Here is a 19,364-nt window from a genome sequence, read left to right as displayed (position 1 = left end):
CTGATCATGGTCGCCAGGCTTTTGGTACGGCGTGACTGCGGGCTCTCGCAGTTGGGGGTAGCGTAGCAGACCGACGTATTCTGAGCCCCGATTCCGGGCTCCCTACTCTTGTGGGGATGGCGCCCGCGCAACAATCGGGCGTGGACGAGCGCCCGGCTTGTTCTCGAAGCAGGCCGGGCGGATGCGGCGTCGGGTGCTCACTCGAACGATGCGCGCACTTCGTCGATGGTGTGTTCCGGCTGCTGCAGATGCGGGTAATGCCCCACGCCGGACAAAACGTGCAACGGCGCGTTCAGCCTCTGTGCAAGCTCCGCGCCCATTTCCTTTCGGATGTAGATGTCCTGTTCACCCCACACCACCTTGACTGGTGTCTGGAGCCTGGCAAGGGTTGCCTCGAAGGCGTTCTGGTCACGCGTGAAGTGAGCGTAGTAGTGGTAGAACGCGTCGGCCGATGTCAGCGTTCCGTTCTGCCAGCCGCGGGCCAGATCGGCCTTGTACTCCGCGCTCAGCTTGTATTGCGAGGTGGCAGGGAGGCCTCGCGTGAAGGCGTTCTCCAGAATCTCGTCGCGTGATTGGTTGAAGGCCGCCCGCACGGCTGGCGCCGTGTTCGGGTCTTTCAATCCCTGCAGGCGCTCCTGCATGTATTGGGGCCGGTTGAACGGCGCGAAGTCGCCAACGATGATGCGCCTGGCTATGGCCGGGTCGTCGATCGCTGCAAGAAGCGCAGGCAGGGCGCCGATATCCGTCGCATAGATCACGAGATTGCGCTTGTCGATGCCAGCGGCGTCGACATAGCTTTTCAGAATGTTGGCGTAGTCGCGTGGCGCATAGGAAAACCTGTCCGCGGAAGGACGCGATGATTCGCCGTAGCCCGGCCAGTCGAAAGCATGGACTTCATAGTCGGTGCCCAGCTTCAGCGCGATGTCATGCCACGCAAGCGCGGTCTCCGGAAAGCCGTGCAGGAGCAGCACGGTTCCCTTGGCGCTGGCATTGCGCACCACCATCCGCCGCAGCTGGATGTCTGGACTGATATCGAGCCGGCCAATGTCCAGTGCCGGCCGGATGTCCTGCGCGCCTGTCGTGCGAGCTGTGGTGCTGTCTGCCGTGCTATTTGCCGCGTGGCCTGCCGTGGTGCCCATGAGCAGTGCCGCGGCGGCGGTTCCTGCCAGCCGGATCGATCGATGAGAAATGGATTGCGTTGTCATGCCTGTCGCCTTTTCGTGAGCCGATGGCAGCAGACGCTTTCCGGTGGAACAGTGTCGGCTGCCTGACGAGCATTAAAGGAACAGGATGTGTCGCGGCTGTAGCAGCGGCATGCACCAAACGTATCGTCATGTTTCCCAATCCCGCTTGATACATTGGCGTACAAAAAGCCCCAACGCCCGCGTTTCCATGAGCCTATTCTTCGCAGCGGTGCGATTCACGCCGAATCACACGTGAATGCACCTTTGTCCCTCATTGGAAACACACCATGCGAACCTTGCCCCGATATTTGCTGATCGCCGTCAGCACCGCCTTCTGTGTGACGGCCTTTGCGCAGACGTCTCCAGACACCGTCCGCCCGCCGGCAATTCTTCCGCTCGAATCAGAGCCGGCGCCCAGCCTGCTCGCGTACGCGCCGCTATCCGAGCCGCTGGCCCGCGGTGTCGTGATCGTCCAGTTCCGGACCGAGCACTTCCGCGTCATTCCCGTCTTCGGCAAGGCTGCCGCGCAGGTGTCGCCGCGCGTCGGTCACTTACATGTGACTGTCGATCAGGGCCCGGCCACATGGGCGCATACCAGTGAGGATCCTGTCATCGTGGTGGGCCTTCCGGCGGGACCGCACAAGCTCCGACTGGAGCTTGCCGATCCCAATCACAAGATCCTGGCGACCGAAGTGGTGGCTGTCACGGTTCCCGATCTGCGTGCGCCGTCTTCACATCAGCATTGACGATTCTCGACGGACGCAGGCATGTAGGCGGATGCTCCGAGTTCGGCGGCTGCTCGACGAGGAAGATCGTGGGAGACAGTTGCGGGACCTGTCCCGCATCCACCCACTCCGTTTTGTGGAAGACATTGGGCTCGGCGCCCTCGAAGCACAGCGGAATGGCGCGCCGGGTGGCTTCCGCGCGCGCCCGGGTCCCGTAGGCGATCGTTGGATTTCCTTCCGTTCATGCACCGTTTGGCAGTTTCAGACGCGGCCGCGCCACGCTCATGACCCGCGCACTTATTTCAATCCAAGCGTGAACGGCAGCAGCAGTACATTCAATAAGAGCAAGCCATAAGCGATAACCATGGCCACCGGGACAGCGGCACACGGCCTATCCTGTGCACGTGCGGTACGGCGAGTCCATAGGAATCCCGCGCCCACGCCCAGGATGGCAAGCCCGGAAGCCAGGCTCTCCAGAGCAAGTGCGGCGGGTTTAGGTTGGTCCGGAGTGTCGTTCATGTCCTTCGCGAGCGGGCTGGCAGGGGCTTGTGTGACAGCCGGTGTTGCCATAGGCGGCGCGCTCGGGCGGGTGAGCTCGGTGGGTTCTGGCGTGGCCTGAGTGGCAGGCGGCTGGGTCGACGTTGGCGCTTCCTGCGCCTGCGGTATCGGCGGAGTCATCGGCACCGGCTCATGCCTGACCGAGTCTGGCATAGCGGTAGGAGCGGGGGGTGGTGAAACCTGGTGGCGCGGCGCGTTTCGCATCGCATCTCGCTCCCGCCAGAACCTGGCGAACAGGCTTTCCAGGCAGCGTACCGAATCGCAGGCGTCGCGTTTGGCGCGCCACGCTGTAACGTCCGCGTCCAGCATGGTGCCTTTATGCAACATCCTCTGCTGTTCAGCGTAGATGCGCTCGTAGCGCGCCGCCAACGTGGCCGACTCGCAGATCCGGTGCGCTTGGCGCCCGCGCGATGGGGGCGCGTTGGTGTCCACGCTGCAACGCATACCTTCGCCATGCGGGTCTTCACAATGGACCGAAGAACCTTGGGCAGCCGATTTGCAGTCGATGTCCGAGGCGCGCGCGACGCTTGTACCACAAAGACTCGCGGCGAAAGCCACAGCCCCAATCGTGGCCAGACGCCCTATGATGCTCTTCACTTCCGGCTCCCCGCAAACGCAACCACGGTTTTCAAGCTAGTCGATGGGCGCTGGTTCTCCCAAGTACCTGCTTGCCCCAGTGTTTGGCAGGGCACTCACCCGCGACCGGTGTGAAGCCTGGATCGCGCCCCTGTGGGACTTCCGGAAACGCGTGGCCGCTGACTGTGATGTCCGGCGCGCCTGAAAAGAAGCGATTTGCCGGGCGTTCAGGCCTGCACGACGTCCTGCGGATTGTTCGAAGTGGTGTCCCGCTCCTCGGCCCCTATGGCGACCTGCACGCGGCCGACCCGGAAAATGCCGATCCCCGCGGCGACGGCCGGGATCGCCAGCAGCAAATAGAGCGCGGCATTGCTCCATCCCGCCGACAACAGCACGGCTCCGCCGAGGGAGCCTGCGATGGCGCCCACGCGCCCGATGCCGAGCGCCCATGCCACGCCGGTTGCCCGGCTCGACGTCGGATAGAACGCCGACGCCAGCACATTGGCGCAGACTTGCGATCCGCTGACGCAGAAGCCCGTGACGAAGATCGCCGCGGCCATCGCCAGCGGTGCGCTCACAGAAGCCAGGCATGCCACCGAGATCGCGCCGAGCGTGTAGGCGCCGGCCACCACCGCATACGGGTTGAACCGGTCAAGCAGCATGCCCAGCACGATGGCACCGAGCACGCCGCCGCCCTGCAGCAGGCCTGCAAGCATCGATGCCTCTTTCAGCGAAAGGCCGCTGCGCTGAACCAGGATCGGCAGCCAGTTGATCATCAGGTACAGCAACAGCAGGCTGCAGAAGAATGCGAGCCAGAGCCACAGCGTCCCCATCCGGTAGCGCGGTGCGAACAGCTGGCTGACCGGCGAGCCAGGGCCTTCAGGTTCGTCGGCGACGTAGTGCATGTCGGCCGTGATTCGGCGCGCGTCGATGCGCGCCAGGATGGCGGCGATCCGCGCCTGCATGCCTTCACGCGTGGCGAGGTAGCGCACCGATTCCGGCAATGCCAGCGCGAGTACGGGCACTAGCGCCAGCGGCAGCGCACCGCCCAGCGCCAGCACACCACGCCAGCCGACCTGGTCGATCAGGTAGGCCGTCACCACGCCACCGATCGCCGAGCCAAGCGAGAACCCGCAGAACATCACGGTCAGCAAGGTTCCCCGCCGACGTGAAGGGCTGAACTCCGCCGTCAGCGTGATGGCATTGGGCATGGCACCGCCAAGGCCAAGGCCGGTCAGGAAGCGCAGCGCGATCAGCCAGCCGATGCCGGGTGCCACAGCGGAAGCAGCACATGCCGCGCCGAACCAGGCGACCGACAGGATCAGCACGCGGCGCCTGCCGATGCGGTCGGCCAGCGGGCCGCAGAGGAAGGCCCCGGTCATCAGCCCGAGCAGGCCGGCCGAGAACAGCGGTCCCAATGCGACCATGGACAGCGACCATTCGCTGCGGATATGGGGCGCGAGAAAGCCGATGATGGCGATGTCGAAGCCATCGAGCGCGACGATCGCAAAGCACAGCAGCATGATGCGCAACTGCAGGGGCGAAAGCCGCGCGGCGTCGATGAACTCGCGGACGTTGACGGCGTTGCGCGCAGGCGCGGGAGCCGCGCCGTTGGGGGCGGATGGGGCGGTCATGTTGTCTCCTGGGATGTTGTCAGCGCACAGCCGCTATGCTGCGGCTTGTGCGGGTGCTACGGGTTTGTGCGACGGTGAAGGACTACGCGGCGTTGCCGGCGGCTTCCACGCGGGTGATGAACTCGGGGTCGCGCTCGCGCAGGTCTTCGTGCGTCACGCGGCCGGTACGCAGCATGTAGTCGTAAGCGAACGCGATGGGGTCGAGATGCATCTTGCGGTCGACGGACTCATACCAGTCCAGGCTGCGACGGGCGGCGTCCTGGAACTTCGCCGAAGCGTCCCGGCGGGAATCTTCGAATGCCCGGAACGCAGCCGGCACGTCGTCGCGATGCGAGCAGACCGCATCGCACAGCGCGATGGCATCTTGCATGGCCATGCGGGTGCCTGAGCCCAGCGAAAAATGCACGCTGCGCAGCGCGTCGCCGAGCAGCACCACCTTGCCGTGCGACCAGTGCGCGTTCTGCACCACGCTGGCCTGGAACCAGTTCGAGCGATTGCCGAGCAGTGCATGGTCGCCGAGATCGTCGGCAAACACGTTCTCGCAGAACGCGCGGCTTTCTTCCTCGGTTGCCGTGTCCAGCCCGGCGCGCTGCCAGGTATCCGGGTCCACCTCCACCAGGAACGTCGAGTGTTCATCACTGTACTGGTACGAGTGCGCGATGAACACGCCGTACTCGGTCTCGCGGAAGATCAGCGAAACAGGATGGAACAGCTGATGCGTGCCATACCACGCGAACTTGTTGCGGCGAACCTCGAAGCTCGGCTGGAAATGTTCGGCGAGCCGCGTGCGCACCTCGCTGTTGATGCCGTCTGCCGCCACGATCAGGTCCGCCTCGGGCAACTCCGCCGGATCGTTCACGCGGCTGCCGTAGCGAATCTCGACACCAGCTTCGGTACACGCGTCCTGCAGCACGCGCAGCAGGTCGATGCGCGAGGTACGCGAGAAATGGTTGCCGCGCAACGGCACCGCCACGCCACGGTGGATCACCTCCATATGGTCGCAGCGCTGGTGATGTGCGGTGAACTTCTTGAAGAACGCCGGATCGGCGTCCTGCAGGAACGACAGCGCGATGTCGGAGAACACGACACCCCATCCATACGTCGCGCCTGCTTCGTTGCGCTCGTGCACGACGATATGGTCTTCCGGGTGGCGCTGCTTGAGCAGCAGCGAGAAGTACAGGCCGGCGGGGCCGCCTCCGATGACGACGACATTCATGGTAAGCCTCTTACTTGCTAGCCGGCGCCAGAACCGCACCAGCATTGGGGACGATGGGGGCAAGGTCCAGGTGCTCGAGCATCTGGCGCACCGTGCAGACCGCGGTGGACGTGACCGGAAGTCCGATGGCATCCTGCGCGGCCTGGATGGCCGGCAGCGATGGCATCTGCACGCAGGCGGACAACACCACGACGTCGGCATTGGCCGTGTTCAGCCGCTTGACGTCATCCAGCAACTGCATGGGATCGCGGCGGCCGACTTCGAGGTTGTCGGGGATTTCGAACGACAACGCATCCAGCACCTCGATGCCTTCATGCTCGATGTACTGCACGACGGCCTGCGTCAGCGGCTTCATGTACGGTGCCATCAGCGCAATGCGGCGCGCGCCCATCGCCTTCAATCCTGCCACCAGCGCGCCGGCCGATGTCATGACCGGTGCCTCGCAGTGGTTTTCTCGCGCCACGCGCAGCAGGTCCCGTTCAACCTGGCGGTGATAGCCGGGACCCATCGCCATGATGGCGACCAGGCACGCGGTGCTCATCACGTCCACGCGTGCGTCGGCCAGTTCGGCGGCACAGCGCAGGCCCTCGCGGTTCATCGCCTCCAGTTCTTCGCGCACCACGCGGTGCATGCGCATGCGGCTCGAATGGAACGTGAAGCGCTCCGGCAGGATCTGTTCCCGGGCGCGCAGCATGGCGGGAATCTCGGTCTCCATCGTGGTGTTGGAGCTGGGCACGATCTGCCCGATTCGGTAAGTACGGCTCTTCATGCTGACTTCCTTCCCAATTCCGTGGCTTCGTTTTCAAGCTGGCGCGCGACCATGGCGCGCAAGGCGGCCTTGTCGACCTTGCCGACCCGCGTCACCGGAAACTCGGCGACAACTTCAATTCGCTCGGGACATTTGAATTTCGCGAGTCCCTGTTCTACGAGGAATGCTGCGAGTTCGGTCACATCGGGCGCTACGTGGCCCGCGCGCAGGATCACGTAGATGCAACCCTTTTCGCCGTACAGCGGATCTGGCATCGCGACGAGCTTGGCATCCGCGACTGCCGGATGCCGGCTGACATACGCCTCCACTTCTTCAGAGCCGATCTTTTCGCCGCCCCGGTTCACGTTGTCGCGCAGGCGGCCTTCAAATGCGAAGCAACGGTAGCCGTCGATCACGTGCTCGGTCATGAGGTCGCCGGAGCGAACGAACCCGTCCGCGGTCAGGGACTGCGCGGTGGCCTCCGGCGCCTTGTAGTAGCCGCGCAGGCTCGACGGGCCACGGAAGCAGAGTTCGCCCGGCGTTCCCGGTGCAGCAGCTTCGTCCGTGCCGGGCACCAGCAGGCGGAGATCGTCATCGGGGCAACCAGAGAAGCCCTGGGTGCGATGTCGCATCGCGGAGGGGAAGCGCGCGCCGCCACCGAGCAGCAATCCTTCGGTGGTGCCGAACAGGTTGAAGCAGGGCACGCCGAGATGCGCTTCGAGCGCATCGGCGCGCGTCATCGTGCCGAACAGCTCCAGCGACGACAGGTCGTGCCGCGCGATGTCCTGGTACGCGATCATCTGCGGCGCGACCGGGCCAATCGACATGCCATGCGTGACGCGATGCTGTTCGATCAGTTCCAGCATCCGCGCGATATCGACGCGCGGCATCAGCACCGACGTCATGCCACCCGCCACCGCTGGCACCAGCACGTAGACCTGTCCCGCGTTGTGCAGCAGCGGCAGCGACCAGATCAGCCGGCTTTGCGCGGTCTGGCCGAGCTGGCGCATGCAGGCCAGCGCATGGCCGATATATTCGGCATGAAAGCGCGGAATGATCTTCGGTACGCCGGTCGTGCCGCCGGAAAGCTGGAAGCTGAGCACGTCCTCGCTGCCGATCGGAACGCCGGCCAGCACTTCGACAGCCTGTTCGTAAGGGATCGACTCGATGAGCGCATCCATGCCATGTTCGGCAACCTGGCCCTGTGCCGCAGGACTGCCGCCCCGCGCGACGAACAGGTGTTCGATCGACGGGTGGCGCTGCGCCATGCCGCGGGCAAAGCCGGTCAGGTCGAATGCACTGAAATCGGCTTGCACGAAGTAGGCGCGGGGTTCCGACAGCGCGGAAAGCTGGCCGATCTCGACTTCACGGTATTGCGGCACCGCGCACACGGGAACGACGCCTGCCTTGTAGCAGCCCATCAGCGCGATGACCGAGTCGATCGTGGTGCCCATCTGGAAGATGGCACGGTCGCCCGGAAGCAGGCCGAGCTGGTGCAGCGCGGCGCCGAGGCGCTCGCTGAGCGCATCGAGTTCCGCAAACGTGATCGTCCGCTCGTCGCTGATGAACGCGGCCTGGTCCGGCGCGCGCCGTGCGGTCTTGCGCAGTGCGCCGCCGAGCGTGTCGTCGATCCATGCACCGCTTCTGAAGTACCGTTCAGCGTCTGCCGGCGGGCAGTACGCCACGCCTTCAATCGGGAAATGAATGCCGGTCATGATGGCCTCCGGAACTCATTGCGCCGCGGCATCGCGCGGCACGATGCGCGCGATATCGCGGTCGAATCGCTCGATCCTGCCGTCGAGGCCGCCGGTAAAGAGGCCATACCAGACAGCAGGCTTAAGGCCCAGTGCGCGGCGCCCGAACTCGACCGGCTCATCGGACGCGATCACGGTGTAGTCGCCAACGTCGCTGAGGCGGCATGCCGGCAGGCGGCGCGCGGCCTCCGTCAGCGATGCGAACTCGGGCACGTTCAGCACAAAAATGCGCAGGGCGGACTGGCTCATGCGTGACACTCCTGCTCCACGTTGAGGCGACGGCCAATAATCTCCGCCTTGCGCATCCAGATATCGTCGATCGACGTCACGCGCTTTTGCGCAGCACGGGCTTCGTCTTCCAGTTCGATCGCGGCGGCTAGCGTCGCATCGGCGTCGCGCGCATCAAGCGCGGCCAGCGGCCGCAGCTTGCGCGTGATCTCGATGAAGTAGCCGTTCGGGTCGCGGAAGTAGATCGACTCGATCACCTCGTGTGCGGTTTCCGCGGACACCACCACGCCACGTGCTTCCAGGCGCGTTTTCCACGCCAGCAGCTCTTCCTGCGTGTCAACCAGCCATGCCGTGTGGGTCGCGTCGAACACGTGATCGTCCGGCAGCGGCGGGCGGGTGTCGCGGCCCGCGAGCGCTTCGGGCGCGTCACTGCCAAGGTAGTAGAAGAATGCGATGGTGCTGCCCTTGCCGCTGTCGAAGAAAAAGTGCAGGAAATCGGGGTGCGTCGAAGGCCCCCAGCCGCGTGCCGAGATCGTGTGGATCAGCGGCAGCCCAAGAATGTCGCGATAGAACGTGACGGTCTCCTTCAGGCGCCAGGTGGGCCGGGCAGTGTGGTCGACACCGTGCAGGCGCAGCGGCGCGGCGGCGTCGGGGGGGGCGGTCCTTGCATACATCGTTGTGTCTCCGGATCGGAATGGGGCGGTATGTGTTGAGGGCGTTACTGCGGGAAGGTTTCGCGCAGCCATGTCTGCAGCAAGCGTCCCGCTGCGTAGCGGCCGGGCTCCTCACCGCTGGCAAGCGCGCGGCCGTGGTGGTCGCCACGCACGCGGTGATGCTGTTTGCCGGCGCTGCCGAGGCTTTCGAAGATGTCCGCGATGACGCTGGGGAAGCAGGCCTGGTCGGCCGTGTACTCGATCAGCAGCGTCGGCTGGTGGATGGCAGGCGCCGTGCGCGACAGCGCGGCGTTCGACGACTGGCCGGACCACGTCGACAACCAGCTTTCGGGCGAGCACACGCGTGCGAATCCAACCGATCCATAGTTGGACGCAAACGGATCAGAGCCCCAGAGCGAGCCGTATTTGCGGTCCGACGAATCGAGCGACAGATCGAAGCAGCGCAGGTCGGCGTCGGTGCGCCACACGGTGAAGAGTTGCGTGTGGGCGGCGCGCCGGCGCACGGCATCGCTGACTGTGCCCGGGTTGCGCTTCACTTCGGCACGGGCGTCCATGCGCTCGGCAATCATCGCTTTGGCAAGATGGTCGAGACGCTGTACGCGTCCTTCTTGCGCGGCACGGTACTTCGCGACGAAGTCGGCGTGATACGCGGACGACTGCGGAGCCGGCGCATATCCATTGGCCGCCGAGAACGCATCGAGCGCAGCATCGACGGAAAGCGGGTCGCGCTCATCGGTCACGGACGGGTCGATGCAGGACTGCAACAGCATGCCTTGTCCCGGATGCGGTGCGACGAAGACCACGCCATCCACGGCCGGCAGCAATGCCGATGCAAGGTTCGTCGCGCGGCCGCCCGGCGTCCGCGCAATGCGTGCCTCGGGTGCAATGTTCGACTGCTGGACGTACAGCGCATACAGGCCGCTGCCGCCCGAGTTGCCGAGCAGCACGATATTGCGGAAGCCCGCTTCACGCAGGAATCGCACGCCGGCCGCCACGTCATAGAGCGCGAACTCGTGCTCCATGCGCTGGTCGTTGCCGACACTGCGCGGCGATTGCGACCAGGCTGCATAACCGGCTTCCACGATGTCGGGAATCAGGTAGTGGCAGGCCATGAACTCGCGCGGATGCATGATGCAGACCACCGTGTCGGGCTGGCCTGCGGCATACAGCGAACCACCGGTGGCCGCGCCGTCCTCGGTGCGCAGCACGACGTTGCGCGTGACCGTGCCGGCTGGCACGTCGCGGGGGTTCCAGTCGGTGTTCAGAAAACCTGCAATCGGCCCGCGTGCGGCGGGAGAAGCGTTGGGGGGCGTCTGGGGGCTTGTCATCATCTCACTCCGTTTTTTACAGAATAGTCCATTTTTCGACGTAGGCGTAAATTTTTTCGCGAAGGCGTCGAAATGGCCTGCTGGGCGGCGCTTGATTCACTAGACAGGTGCACCGAGACTGGCGGGCAGGCTCGCGGGGTGGCGTGTTACCGCCATTTTGTTTATCGTGGTGGCTTGTCGACGCCTGCGTCGAAAAACTGAATGGCAGTCCATGGCAAAGACACAGACTAAGAGCGACGCGCTGCGGGACTCGATCCTGGAGGTCGCAACGCGCCTCTTTATCGAGCGCGGCTTCGATGGCACCGGGCTCAACGACATCGCGGACGCGGTAGGACTGAGCCGTCCGGCGCTGTACTACTACTTCAAGAGCAAGGAAGCGATCCTCGAAGAGCTGACCACGGCGGTCACGCGCACTGCGGCACAGCTGGCCACCGAGGCCATCCCCGAGGCCATGCGCACGCCGGACGGCATCCTGCGCCACCTGGTGCTGCGCCACGCCACGCTGATACTGTCGCACCCGCTGCAGTTCCGCGTGGTCGAGCGCAACGAGAACAACCTGCCGCTCAAGCAGCGCAAGATGGCCGAGCAGTCACGCCGCGCGGTGCTGGAACAGTTCCGGCAGGCAATCGAATTCGGCATCGACCATGGCACCTTTCGCGTGGTGGACGCCAAGGTCGCCGCATTCTCGATCATCGGCATGTGCAACTGGACCGCGTGGTGGTTCAACCCTGCCGGACAGGTATCGATGGACGAGGTAGCGGGCCAGATCGCGGACATGGCGCTGCGCTCGGTGGAGCTGCCGGCCAGCCGCGCCTTGGAGAAGCCGGGGCCCGCTGCGATCCTGCAGATGCTGCGGGATGATCTGACGCTGCTGGAGCGCAGCCTGGAAGCGCCGGCAGCCGGGCGCGGCGGCAGCACTGACGCCTGAATGAATGCGGTCGCGCCGAAGCTGCTCTACACGGCGGTAACGTCGACGGCGCCTGACGCCACTTCAAAGACCTTCACGCTCGCCGTGGCTGGCTGCGCCGGTGCCGTGGTGCCCTGGAGTTCCTTCATCACGTGGAACGCGCAACTGAGCTTGTCGGGTGTCAGCGTCACCAGGGCATAGCCTTCGACGTTGGTTTCGGCATGGCGCAGCCAGGGATTGAACGTGCGCAGCGTGGTATCCAGCGTGTTCACCAGCGTGCCGCCGACGTTGCTGAAGATGAGATCGCGCACCGCGGTGAACGTCTGGTCGTTCTCGATTCTTTGGCGCAGTCCGCTAAGGAGCGAATTGCTCGACAGCCCGGCCGTCACGAGGTCCACCATCACAGGAGCCGGCGTGGCGGCGTCGTAGTCATCCATGACCTGGCCCGCAAAGAAGGCATGGATATCGCCGCTCAGTGTCACCACGTTCTTGATGCCGTGGGTCTTCAGGAACGCCATCAGGTTCTTGCGCTCGGCATTGTAGCCGTCCCACTGGTCCGCGTTGAGGATGATGCGGTCGAGCAGCCAGATCGGGGGCAGGCGGCTGTCGATGAACGGCTTGATATTCGCGTCGAAGGTCGCGCTGCTGATCCCGACGCGTGACACCACGTTGCGCAGTGCGGTGTAGGTGAGTCCCACGTAAGTCCCCGCCGCGCTCGCGCCGCGCAGGTCGCTCGCGAGAGCGGTCGTCATGTCGGCGACGATCGGGGCGAGTACGCCGTTGACCTGCGCAAGCGCTCTGGAGATGAGGTCGGCCAGCGCCTGTGGCATGTCGATTTGCATGCGCAGCATCGCAAGCTCGTTGCCCCACAGCTTCCACGTGGTATTGGCGCCGCCCACGCGGTCCTGCCACCACGCGCGCTGCGTGTCACCGAGCATGGACACCGGCGTCAGTGCATTGCCAGCGGCTGCCATCTTGTCGGCTTCGGCTGAGGCAAGTCTGCCGGCCGGAACGAACTGTCTGCTGCCCACGTTGCCGCCAGTCGACGACTCCGGAATGATGTGGTCGGCCCGGTACAGCCGCTCGTCGGTCATCAGCAGCGTGGCGAGGTTGCCGAACGTGAAGGAGCGGTAGATCTGTATGTTCTGGAACGACGGATTGTTGAGGTCGATCGTGACATCAGCCGGGAGGAATTCGAACCACGCCTGATTGGCGCTGCGCCGCCGCGCCGTGCGCGGTGTCATGTCGTCGTTGGGGCTGTAGGTCTGGCGGTCTTGCCAGCAGTTGTCGGAAAACTCGTGGTCGTCCCAGATCGCGATCATCGGGAAGGCGGCATGCAGCGCCTGCAGGCGCGTGTCGCTGCGGTAGCTTCGGTACAGGTAGCGGTAATCGGCCAGCGTGGTCGCGTAGACGGAACCGTCCGGCAGTCCAGTGCCATTGGGAAGCTGCAGTACCCCGTGCCGGTCTTCCACGTTGCCATTGCGCGAGCCGCCCGGTACAGCTTCATAGATGTAGTCGCCGACATGGACAATGAACTCCAGGTCCTGGTTGGCAAGCTCTTCCATGCCGGCCCAGTGGTTGACGTTCCAGTTCTGGCACGAGACAAAGGCAAAGCGCAGTTGCGACAGCGGCGTACCGGCGGCGGCGGCGGTGCGTGTCCGGCCGGTCATGCTGGGCCGATCGCCGAGCAGGAAGCGGTAGTAGTACTGCGTCGCTGCGGCAAGGCCCGTCACCTTGTTGCGCAGCGTGTAGTCCCAGTCGGGCAATGCGGACAGGCGCTGGTTGACCAGCAGCGTGCCGAAGTCCTGTTGGGTCGATACCTGCAGCCGCACTTCCACGGGGCGTTGCCCGTTGCTGCCCTCGACGCGCGTCCATACGATGACGCTGTCGGGCTTCGGATCGCCCGAGGCGACGCCATGCAGGAAATTGAAGTTCTCGGGGTTGCCGGTATCGGTAGGCCCCCCATCGGAATCTCCACCTCCACCGCATCCGGCGAGCCCGCCGGTTGCCACCGAGACAGTCATGAAACTCCCCCACTTGAGGAACTGGCGACGGTCCATGGTGCTTCTCCTTGTTGTGGTCCCGCAAGCGGTGGCATCTGGATACTAGGGCAATGCTGATCAAGTCCTCCGGTTCGTGAGAAGGCGCGTTATTTGAAGAATCACGAGCGCAAAGAGAAGAACATGAAGCAGATGACGTTGGCAGCGGGTGCAGACCAATGCGCAGGTTTCGAGCAACACCGCAAGCCAACGCGACGTGAGGAATTTCTGGCGACGATGGAGCAGATCGTGCCGTGGGCGGCATTGTGCGCCGCGATTGAGCCGTACTATCCGAAGGCTGGCAATGGCCGGCGGCCCATTGGTCTGGAGCGGATGCTGCGCATCCACTTTCTGCAGCACTGGTTCAACCTGGCAGATCTGGCTTGCGAGGAGGCCCTGTATGACAGCGCCAGCCTGCGCCGCTTCGTAGGAATTGACCTGGGTCGTGAGCCGGTGCCGGACGCCACCACGGTATTGAAGTTTCGGCGGCTGCTGGAGAAACATCAGCTTGCCGAACGGCTGTTCGCGGAGGTTGGCCGAAGCCTGCAAGCCAATGGCGTGAAGCTGAAGACCGGCACCATTGTCGATGCCACGATCATTGGTGCGCCCAGCTCGACGAAGAATGAAGAGAAGTCGCGCGACCCCGAGATGCATCAGACCCGCAAAGGCCAGCAGTGGTACTTTGGCATGAAGCTGCACATTGGCGTGGATAGTCAGAGCGGGTTGGCTCATTCCGCGGTGGTGACGCCGGCCAATGTTCACGACAAGCATGCGCTGCCCCAGCTACTGCATGGGCAGGAGCGGCGTGTCTACGGTGATAGCGCATACGCCAGTCAGCAGGAGCTGATCGCATCGAAGGCGCCGCACGCCAAGGACTTCACCAATCAGCGGACCCGCAGGAACGGGGAGATTGACGAAGTGCAACGCGGGAAGAACCGTAACAAATCGAAGATCCGGGCCCGGGTTGAACATGTCTTCGCCGTGGTTAAGCGCCTGTGGGGCTTCACGAAAGTCCGCTACCGTGGCCTGAAGAAGAACGCCGGCCGTGCCTTCACGGCGCTGGCGCTGGCCAATCTCTACTTGAGTCGAGGGCATCTGATGGGAGCAGTCCGCCCATAAAGGGCGAATGCGGGGCGGGCGCCCCGTCAACACACCCCAATTGGGGGCGCGTGAAGGCAAATTCGCATCGCCACAGCTATTTTTCCGGCCGAACGGGCTCCTGATCAACTTGCGTCACTCAATTTACCCAGCTTGTTCAGCGTAGCCCTAGGTGCCGGGAAACGCGGTCGCTGTCGGTGCATTGCCGACATCGCTATAGGAGAAAGATGACGCCGGACGGCGGCGCGGCGCGGATGAGCGCGTTTGCGTAGTACATGGGCAGCGAGCAGCGGTGTGCGGTATCGGGTCATTCCGGACATGGCCGGTTTTCGTGATGCCTTCCGCAACACGGCGGGTCTCCAAAGACTTCACAGGGAGAATTACTCGAGCGGGGGAACTGCGCGGGATGGCGTCGTTGCGCAAGCCTTGTAACCTGAAGGTCTATAGTTACGATACCGGCGCAATATCGCCCGGTCCCGATGGCGCATGCGGCATGCCATCGCGTGGTTTGCCCCGGAGCCCCCACTCATGGCATTCACCCACACCGTCGGACAGCACCGTCATGTCTTTGCCGACCTGCGCACGCTGCTGGCCAAGGCCAGCCCCGCACGTTCGGGCGACTATCTTGCCGGTATCGCCGCCGCCAGCGAGGAAGAGCGCATGGCGGCGCGCATGGCGCTCGCCGCGGTGCCGCTGACGCAGTTCCTGTCTGAAGCGCTCGTGCCCTATGAGGACGATGAGGTCACCCGCCTGATCGTGGATAGTCACGATGCTGTCGCGTTTGCCGAGATCGCATCGCTGACAGTTGGGGATTTCCGCAACTGGTTGCTGCTGCACGAGACCGACAGCACCACGCTTGCAACTGTAGCGCGCGGCATCACGCCCGAGATGGCTGCCGCAGTCAGCAAGCTCATGCGCAACCAGGACCTCATCGCCGTCGCGCGCAAATGCCACGTGGTCACGCGCTTTCGCAGCACCGTGGGCCTGCCGGGCCGTCTCTCGGTGCGGCTGCAGCCGAACCATCCCACGGATGATCCAAAGGGCATCGCCGCGTCGATCATCGACGGACTGATGTATGGCTGCGGCGATGCGACCATCGGTGTCAATCCGGTGTCGGACAGCCTCGGTGCGATCGTGTCGCTGCTGCGCATGATCGACGACCTGCGCTGCCGCTACGACATTCCCACGCAGTCGTGCGTGCTCACGCACGTCACTCACACGCTGCGCGCGATGGAGCAGGGCGCGCCCGTGGATCTCGTGTTCCAGTCGGTAGCGGGCAGCGAGCGCGCCAATGCGGCGTTCGGCATCAGCCTGTCGCTGCTGGCCGAAGCGCACGACGCCGCGCAGGCGCTCGCGCGCGGCACCGTTGGCGATAACGTGATGTATTTCGAGACCGGGCAGGGCAGCGCGCTGTCGGCCAACGCGCACCACGGCGTGGACCAGCAGACCATGGAGGCACGCGCGTATGCGGTGGCGCGGCGATTCTCGCCGCTGCTCGTCAATACCGTGGTCGGCTTCATCGGCCCCGAGTACCTGTATGACGGCAAGCAGATCATCCGCGCCGGGCTCGAAGACCATTTCTGCGGCAAGCTGCTTGGCGTGCCGATGGGTTGCGATGTCTGCTACACCAACCACGCCGAGGCCGACCAGGACGACATGGACACGCTGCTGACGCTGTTCGGCGTGGCGGGCATCAACTTCATTATGGGCGTGCCCGGCGCCGACGATATCATGCTGAACTACCAGAGCACGTCGTTCCATGACGCGCTGTACCTGCGCGAAGTGCTGGGGCTGCGCCCGGCACCCGAATTCGAGGCGTGGCTGCAGCGCATGGGCATCGCCGATGGCAGCGGCCGCTTGCTGGAACCGGCTGAGCGGCAGCCGCTGCTCGAACTGGCGCACACGCTGTAAGCCCCGCCATGACCAAGCCACCAGCGACCGTCACGCAGCAGAATCCCTGGCAACAGTTGCGCCAGTTCACGCGCGCACGCATTGCATTGGGCCGTGCAGGACACAGCCAGACGACCGACACCGTACTCGCCTTCGGACTGGCCCATGCGCAGGCGCGCGATGCCGTCCACTTGCCATTGGATCGCGCTGCCGTCGAATCCGCGTTGAGCAACGCGGGGTTCGCCACGTTGTCCGTGCGCAGCGCCGCACCCGACCGTGCGCACTACCTGCGACGTCCGGACCTGGGCCGAAGGCTCGATGACGCCAGCCGCGACCGGCTGTCCGCAGCGCGGGCGGACTCGCCACCTGATGTGGTGTTCGTGATCGCGGATGGCCTGTCCGCGCTGGCCGCACAGCGCCACGGCGTGCCCGTGCTGCGCGCCGTGCGCGACCGGCTGCCGCATGACTGGACCGTGGCGCCAGTGGTGATCGCGGAACAATCTCGCGTCGCGCTTGGCGATGAAGCTGGCGAGTTGCTCGGCGCGCGGCAAGTCGTGATGCTGATCGGCGAACGGCCGGGACTCAGTTCGCCGGACAGCCTCGGCCTCTACCTGACCTATGCGCCGCGCATCGGCCGCACCGATGCCGAGCGCAACTGCATTTCCAACATCCGGCCTGAAGGGCTGGCGTACGAGCGGGCGGCCAGCCGGCTCGTCTTCCTGTTGCGTGGCGCTGTGGCACTGGGTTGTTCGGGCGTCGCACTCAAGGACGACAGTGCGCATGTCCTGCCGGACGAGGCAGCCGGACCAGGCAACGCCATCGAGACATGACGCGGAGACCACCATGCAAGCCGACATCAACCTGCAGGCCTGGCTCGAATCCCACGCCGGCAATGGCATGACGACGATCGTCGCCTATGTCAGCGCGGCCCGGGAGACAGACCTGCAGTACGACATCCGGCTGCGCAATAGCGGGCAGGGCAGCTCGTCGGCGGTCGCGCAGAGTGGCATGGTGCACGTCGGGCAAAACCAGCCGAGCCAGGTGTCAACCATGAGGGTAACGCCGGTGCGAGGTGGCAAGTGCGAGGTCGGGCTGACGTTGCGGGAGGGCAATGCCGTAGTCGGCCAGTACACGCTGGACTGCAGCGCCAAATGACCACGGCCGGCTCAAGGCCGGCCGTTGCGCGTTGCGATGGTAATGGCGGCTACATCATGCGCCGCGAGAAATGCCCCTGCTCGGCATCCGACATCAGGCTCGAAAACTGGTCCATGCTCATGTGCACCAGTTCCTGGTGATCGCCCGCTTCAAAATAGACATCGGGGTGCTTCATCAGGCTGTCGTCAACATAGGTCTGCATGCCATAGGCCATGGCCACCGGCGGAATCGCGCCGAGGTCGCAGTCCTTGAAGACCTCGCGGATTTCATCCTCATGCGCGAGCACGAGCTTGCGGCCGGTCTGTTCGCACAACGCGGCCATGTGCAGGTGATGATTCGACGGGATCACGGCGGCAACGTAGCCCATCTCGTCTTCGAGCAACAGGGTCTTGGCCAGGCGGTCTCCAGGAATGTGCGCAGCCTCGGCAGTGGCCATGCTGCTGAGGGTGTACGGGTGATGGATGATGTCGTACTGCGTATTCTTGCTGTTCAGGCAGGTTGCCAGCGTGCTTGCCAGGGCCATGGTTGCTCCTCTGGATGCAGGGGCCGGCACCCCCCGGGCACCGGCCGGGATCAAGGGTTTTCCTTGTGTTCCTACTATAGACGGTGGTGTCAGGACTGGCGCTGGGCCGGCGTGCCGTGCAGCCGCGGCCACACGGCCTGCAGTTCGGTCTTCAGGAAGGTCAGCAGGCAGCGCGTGGCGAGCGTCTGGTAACGGTTGGGCATGGTCAGCATATAGAGCCGGCTGCCGAACACGCTGACGTGGTAGCCATCCAGCAGCGATGCCAGCGTGCCGTTGGCGAGCTCCGTACCGATCGCGTAGATCGGGAAGATGCCGATGCCCAGCCCCGCGAGCACGGCCTCCTTCAAGAACCCGAAATTGTCGGAGCTAAGCGTGGGTTCCAGCACGATCTGTTCGCGTGCGCCGACGCCATGCGGCGGCAAGCCCGACACCTTGAGCTTCTGGCCCACCGGAGATGCGCACACTACGGCATGCCCGTCCAGTTCCGCGAGTACGGTGGGCGCCGGGTGTGCCGCGAGATAGGCCGGTGCGGCGCACACAACCCAGTCGACTTCGCCGATCTCGGTGGCGACCACCGAGTCGGGCGGCGTAGAGATGATGCGCAGCGCGACGTCGACGTCTTCGGACACGAGGTTGTGCACGCGGTTGTCGAACACCACGTCGAGCAGGATGTCGGGATAGCGCTGCTTGAACTGCACCAGCAGCGGCGACAGCATGGTGTGGCCGAGGCCTGTCGGCACGGAAAGCCGCACATGGCCCTGCAGGCTCTTGCCCATATTGCTGATCAGCGCGTTGGCCGCTGCCACCTCGCCGAGGATGTTGCGCCCGTGTTCATACAGCCCGGCACCCACGGGCGTGGGCTCCACGTGGCGCGTGGTCCGGCGCAGCAGTTGCACGCCAAGTTCTTCCTCGAGCGCCTTCAGGTGATAGCTGACGTTGGCCCGCGTCATCTTGAGCTTGCGCGCGGCGGCGCTGAGGTTGCCGGCATCGACGATGTCGACGAACAGGCGCAGGGCGTTGAGATCCATGGGTGAGCAAAAGGGGCAGGCGGTTCAGGGCGCGGGCTGCCGCCGGCAGCGTCCGCCCCCGTATATTGCCACGCGCCGCCGCCAGCACCTCGTCGCCGG

At 64.7% G+C, this 19,364-nt stretch carries 18 protein-coding genes; 6 read left to right on the top strand and 12 right to left on the bottom strand.

Going from position 1 to position 19,364, the window contains the following annotated elements; genetic code table 11:
* Positions 1-197 precede the first annotated feature (197 nt).
* Positions 198-1,205: an alpha/beta fold hydrolase gene (locus tag ACIGJG_RS21380; RefSeq protein WP_140951618.1), complete on the bottom strand. Its 1,008-nt coding sequence runs from the start codon at positions 1,203-1,205 to the stop codon at positions 198-200.
* Between the two features lie 266 nt (positions 1,206-1,471).
* On the opposite strand from ACIGJG_RS21380, the gene ACIGJG_RS21375 reads away from it, so the two are divergent.
* Positions 1,472-1,930 carry a DUF6130 family protein gene (locus ACIGJG_RS21375; RefSeq protein ID WP_011301587.1) on the top strand — a complete coding sequence of 153 codons (459 nt, stop codon included), beginning with the start codon at positions 1,472-1,474 and terminating at the stop codon, positions 1,928-1,930.
* Between the two features lie 276 nt (positions 1,931-2,206).
* On the opposite strand, the gene ACIGJG_RS21370 is transcribed toward ACIGJG_RS21375, so the two are convergent.
* The 8 genes from ACIGJG_RS21370 to ACIGJG_RS21335 form a co-directional block, all read right to left on the bottom strand.
* Complete coding sequence (locus ACIGJG_RS21370; protein ID WP_220629951.1) at positions 2,207-3,064, bottom strand: GntR family transcriptional regulator; 858 nt, start codon at positions 3,062-3,064, stop codon at positions 2,207-2,209.
* A gap of 206 nt (positions 3,065-3,270) precedes the next feature.
* Positions 3,271-4,677 carry an MFS transporter gene (locus ACIGJG_RS21365; RefSeq protein WP_220630642.1) on the bottom strand — a complete coding sequence of 469 codons (1,407 nt, stop codon included), beginning with the start codon at positions 4,675-4,677 and terminating at the stop codon, positions 3,271-3,273.
* Positions 4,678-4,759: 82 nt separating this feature from the next.
* Positions 4,760-5,893: an FAD-dependent monooxygenase gene (locus ACIGJG_RS21360; protein WP_483673888.1), complete on the bottom strand. Its 1,134-nt coding sequence runs from the start codon at positions 5,891-5,893 to the stop codon at positions 4,760-4,762.
* A 10-nt stretch (positions 5,894-5,903) separates the two neighbouring features.
* Positions 5,904-6,662 carry a maleate cis-trans isomerase family protein gene (locus ACIGJG_RS21355; protein ID WP_280640414.1) on the bottom strand — a complete coding sequence of 253 codons (759 nt, stop codon included), beginning with the start codon at positions 6,660-6,662 and terminating at the stop codon, positions 5,904-5,906.
* A complete protein-coding gene (locus ACIGJG_RS21350) occupies positions 6,659-8,356 on the bottom strand; it encodes an AMP-binding protein (protein ID WP_483673886.1) in 1,698 nt (565 codons plus the stop codon). The genes ACIGJG_RS21355 and ACIGJG_RS21350 overlap by 4 nt, the downstream gene beginning before the upstream one ends.
* A gap of 15 nt (positions 8,357-8,371) precedes the next feature.
* Positions 8,372-8,644 carry a hypothetical protein gene (locus tag ACIGJG_RS21345; protein ID WP_483673885.1) on the bottom strand — a complete coding sequence of 91 codons (273 nt, stop codon included), beginning with the start codon at positions 8,642-8,644 and terminating at the stop codon, positions 8,372-8,374.
* Positions 8,641-9,297, bottom strand: a complete 657-nt coding sequence (locus ACIGJG_RS21340) for a VOC family protein (RefSeq protein WP_011301594.1) — start codon at positions 9,295-9,297, stop codon at positions 8,641-8,643. Before ACIGJG_RS21340 ends, ACIGJG_RS21345 begins: the two co-directional genes overlap by 4 nt.
* Positions 9,298-9,341: 44 nt before the next feature.
* Positions 9,342-10,628: an alpha/beta fold hydrolase gene (locus ACIGJG_RS21335; protein ID WP_483673884.1), complete on the bottom strand. Its 1,287-nt coding sequence runs from the start codon at positions 10,626-10,628 to the stop codon at positions 9,342-9,344.
* 208 nt (positions 10,629-10,836) lie between these two features.
* Here ACIGJG_RS21335 and ACIGJG_RS21330 point away from each other — a divergent pair, with 208 nt between their 5' ends.
* The gene (locus ACIGJG_RS21330) at positions 10,837-11,553 is read left to right on the top strand and encodes a TetR/AcrR family transcriptional regulator (protein ID WP_011301596.1); all 717 of its coding nucleotides are present in this window, start codon (positions 10,837-10,839) and stop codon (positions 11,551-11,553) included.
* Positions 11,554-11,579: 26 nt separating this feature from the next.
* On the opposite strand, the gene ACIGJG_RS21325 is transcribed toward ACIGJG_RS21330, so the two are convergent.
* The gene (locus tag ACIGJG_RS21325) at positions 11,580-13,592 is read right to left on the bottom strand and encodes an alkaline phosphatase D family protein (protein ID WP_011301597.1); all 2,013 of its coding nucleotides are present in this window, start codon (positions 13,590-13,592) and stop codon (positions 11,580-11,582) included.
* 123 nt (positions 13,593-13,715) lie between these two features.
* On the opposite strand from ACIGJG_RS21325, the gene ACIGJG_RS21320 reads away from it, so the two are divergent.
* The 4 genes from ACIGJG_RS21320 (at position 13,716) to csgH (ending at position 17,714) form a co-directional block, all read left to right on the top strand.
* Positions 13,716-14,690, top strand: a complete 975-nt coding sequence (locus ACIGJG_RS21320) for an IS5 family transposase (RefSeq protein WP_483672899.1) — start codon at positions 13,716-13,718, stop codon at positions 14,688-14,690.
* A gap of 507 nt (positions 14,691-15,197) precedes the next feature.
* Positions 15,198-16,580 carry an ethanolamine ammonia-lyase subunit EutB gene (locus ACIGJG_RS21315; protein ID WP_011301598.1) on the top strand — a complete coding sequence of 461 codons (1,383 nt, stop codon included), beginning with the start codon at positions 15,198-15,200 and terminating at the stop codon, positions 16,578-16,580.
* An 8-nt stretch (positions 16,581-16,588) separates the two neighbouring features.
* Positions 16,589-17,389 (top strand): ethanolamine ammonia-lyase subunit EutC, encoded by an 801-nt coding sequence (gene eutC / locus ACIGJG_RS21310; protein WP_483673883.1) that lies wholly within the window; start codon positions 16,589-16,591, stop codon positions 17,387-17,389.
* A gap of 13 nt (positions 17,390-17,402) precedes the next feature.
* Positions 17,403-17,714 (top strand): curli-like amyloid fiber formation chaperone CsgH, encoded by a 312-nt coding sequence (csgH, locus tag ACIGJG_RS21305; RefSeq protein WP_140951105.1) that lies wholly within the window; start codon positions 17,403-17,405, stop codon positions 17,712-17,714.
* Between the two features lie 49 nt (positions 17,715-17,763).
* Here the strand turns inward: csgH and ACIGJG_RS21300 are convergent, their stop codons facing one another.
* On the bottom strand, positions 17,764-18,237 hold the full coding sequence (locus ACIGJG_RS21300; protein ID WP_011301601.1) for an aminoacyl-tRNA deacylase: 474 nt from the start codon (positions 18,235-18,237) through the stop codon (positions 17,764-17,766).
* Between the two features lie 89 nt (positions 18,238-18,326).
* Complete coding sequence (locus ACIGJG_RS21295; RefSeq protein WP_011301602.1) at positions 18,327-19,265, bottom strand: LysR family transcriptional regulator; 939 nt, start codon at positions 19,263-19,265, stop codon at positions 18,327-18,329.
* Between the last annotated feature and the right edge of the window lie 99 nt (positions 19,266-19,364).

This window comes from Cupriavidus sp. C1SS-2L (assembly GCF_057073735.1).
Note: the sequence above shows the minus strand (reverse complement) of the source record. Positions and strands in the feature narration are given on the sequence as shown.

What these genes read in the sequence shown, in the direction of transcription:
- ACIGJG_RS21380 (WP_140951618.1), bottom strand. Translation starts at nt 1,205, where the DNA reads ATGACAACGCAATCCATTTCTCATCGATCGATCCGGCTGGCAGGAACC.
- ACIGJG_RS21375 (WP_011301587.1), top strand. Translation starts at nt 1,472, where the DNA reads ATGCGAACCTTGCCCCGATATTTGCTGATCGCCGTCAGCACCGCCTTC.
- ACIGJG_RS21365 (WP_220630642.1), bottom strand. Translation starts at nt 4,677, where the DNA reads ATGACCGCCCCATCCGCCCCCAACGGCGCGGCTCCCGCGCCTGCGCGC.
- ACIGJG_RS21360 (WP_483673888.1), bottom strand. Translation starts at nt 5,893, where the DNA reads ATGAATGTCGTCGTCATCGGAGGCGGCCCCGCCGGCCTGTACTTCTCG.
- ACIGJG_RS21355 (WP_280640414.1), bottom strand. Translation starts at nt 6,662, where the DNA reads ATGAAGAGCCGTACTTACCGAATCGGGCAGATCGTGCCCAGCTCCAAC.
- ACIGJG_RS21350 (WP_483673886.1), bottom strand. Translation starts at nt 8,356, where the DNA reads ATGACCGGCATTCATTTCCCGATTGAAGGCGTGGCGTACTGCCCGCCG.
- ACIGJG_RS21345 (WP_483673885.1), bottom strand. Translation starts at nt 8,644, where the DNA reads ATGAGCCAGTCCGCCCTGCGCATTTTTGTGCTGAACGTGCCCGAGTTC.
- ACIGJG_RS21340 (WP_011301594.1), bottom strand. Translation starts at nt 9,297, where the DNA reads ATGTATGCAAGGACCGCCCCCCCCGACGCCGCCGCGCCGCTGCGCCTG.
- ACIGJG_RS21335 (WP_483673884.1), bottom strand. Translation starts at nt 10,628, where the DNA reads ATGATGACAAGCCCCCAGACGCCCCCCAACGCTTCTCCCGCCGCACGC.
- ACIGJG_RS21330 (WP_011301596.1), top strand. Translation starts at nt 10,837, where the DNA reads ATGGCAAAGACACAGACTAAGAGCGACGCGCTGCGGGACTCGATCCTG.
- ACIGJG_RS21325 (WP_011301597.1), bottom strand. Translation starts at nt 13,592, where the DNA reads ATGGACCGTCGCCAGTTCCTCAAGTGGGGGAGTTTCATGACTGTCTCG.
- ACIGJG_RS21320 (WP_483672899.1), top strand. Translation starts at nt 13,716, where the DNA reads ATGAAGCAGATGACGTTGGCAGCGGGTGCAGACCAATGCGCAGGTTTC.
- ACIGJG_RS21315 (WP_011301598.1), top strand. Translation starts at nt 15,198, where the DNA reads ATGGCATTCACCCACACCGTCGGACAGCACCGTCATGTCTTTGCCGAC.
- eutC (WP_483673883.1), top strand. Translation starts at nt 16,589, where the DNA reads ATGACCAAGCCACCAGCGACCGTCACGCAGCAGAATCCCTGGCAACAG.
- csgH (WP_140951105.1), top strand. Translation starts at nt 17,403, where the DNA reads ATGCAAGCCGACATCAACCTGCAGGCCTGGCTCGAATCCCACGCCGGC.
- ACIGJG_RS21300 (WP_011301601.1), bottom strand. Translation starts at nt 18,237, where the DNA reads ATGGCCCTGGCAAGCACGCTGGCAACCTGCCTGAACAGCAAGAATACG.
- ACIGJG_RS21295 (WP_011301602.1), bottom strand. Translation starts at nt 19,265, where the DNA reads ATGGATCTCAACGCCCTGCGCCTGTTCGTCGACATCGTCGATGCCGGC.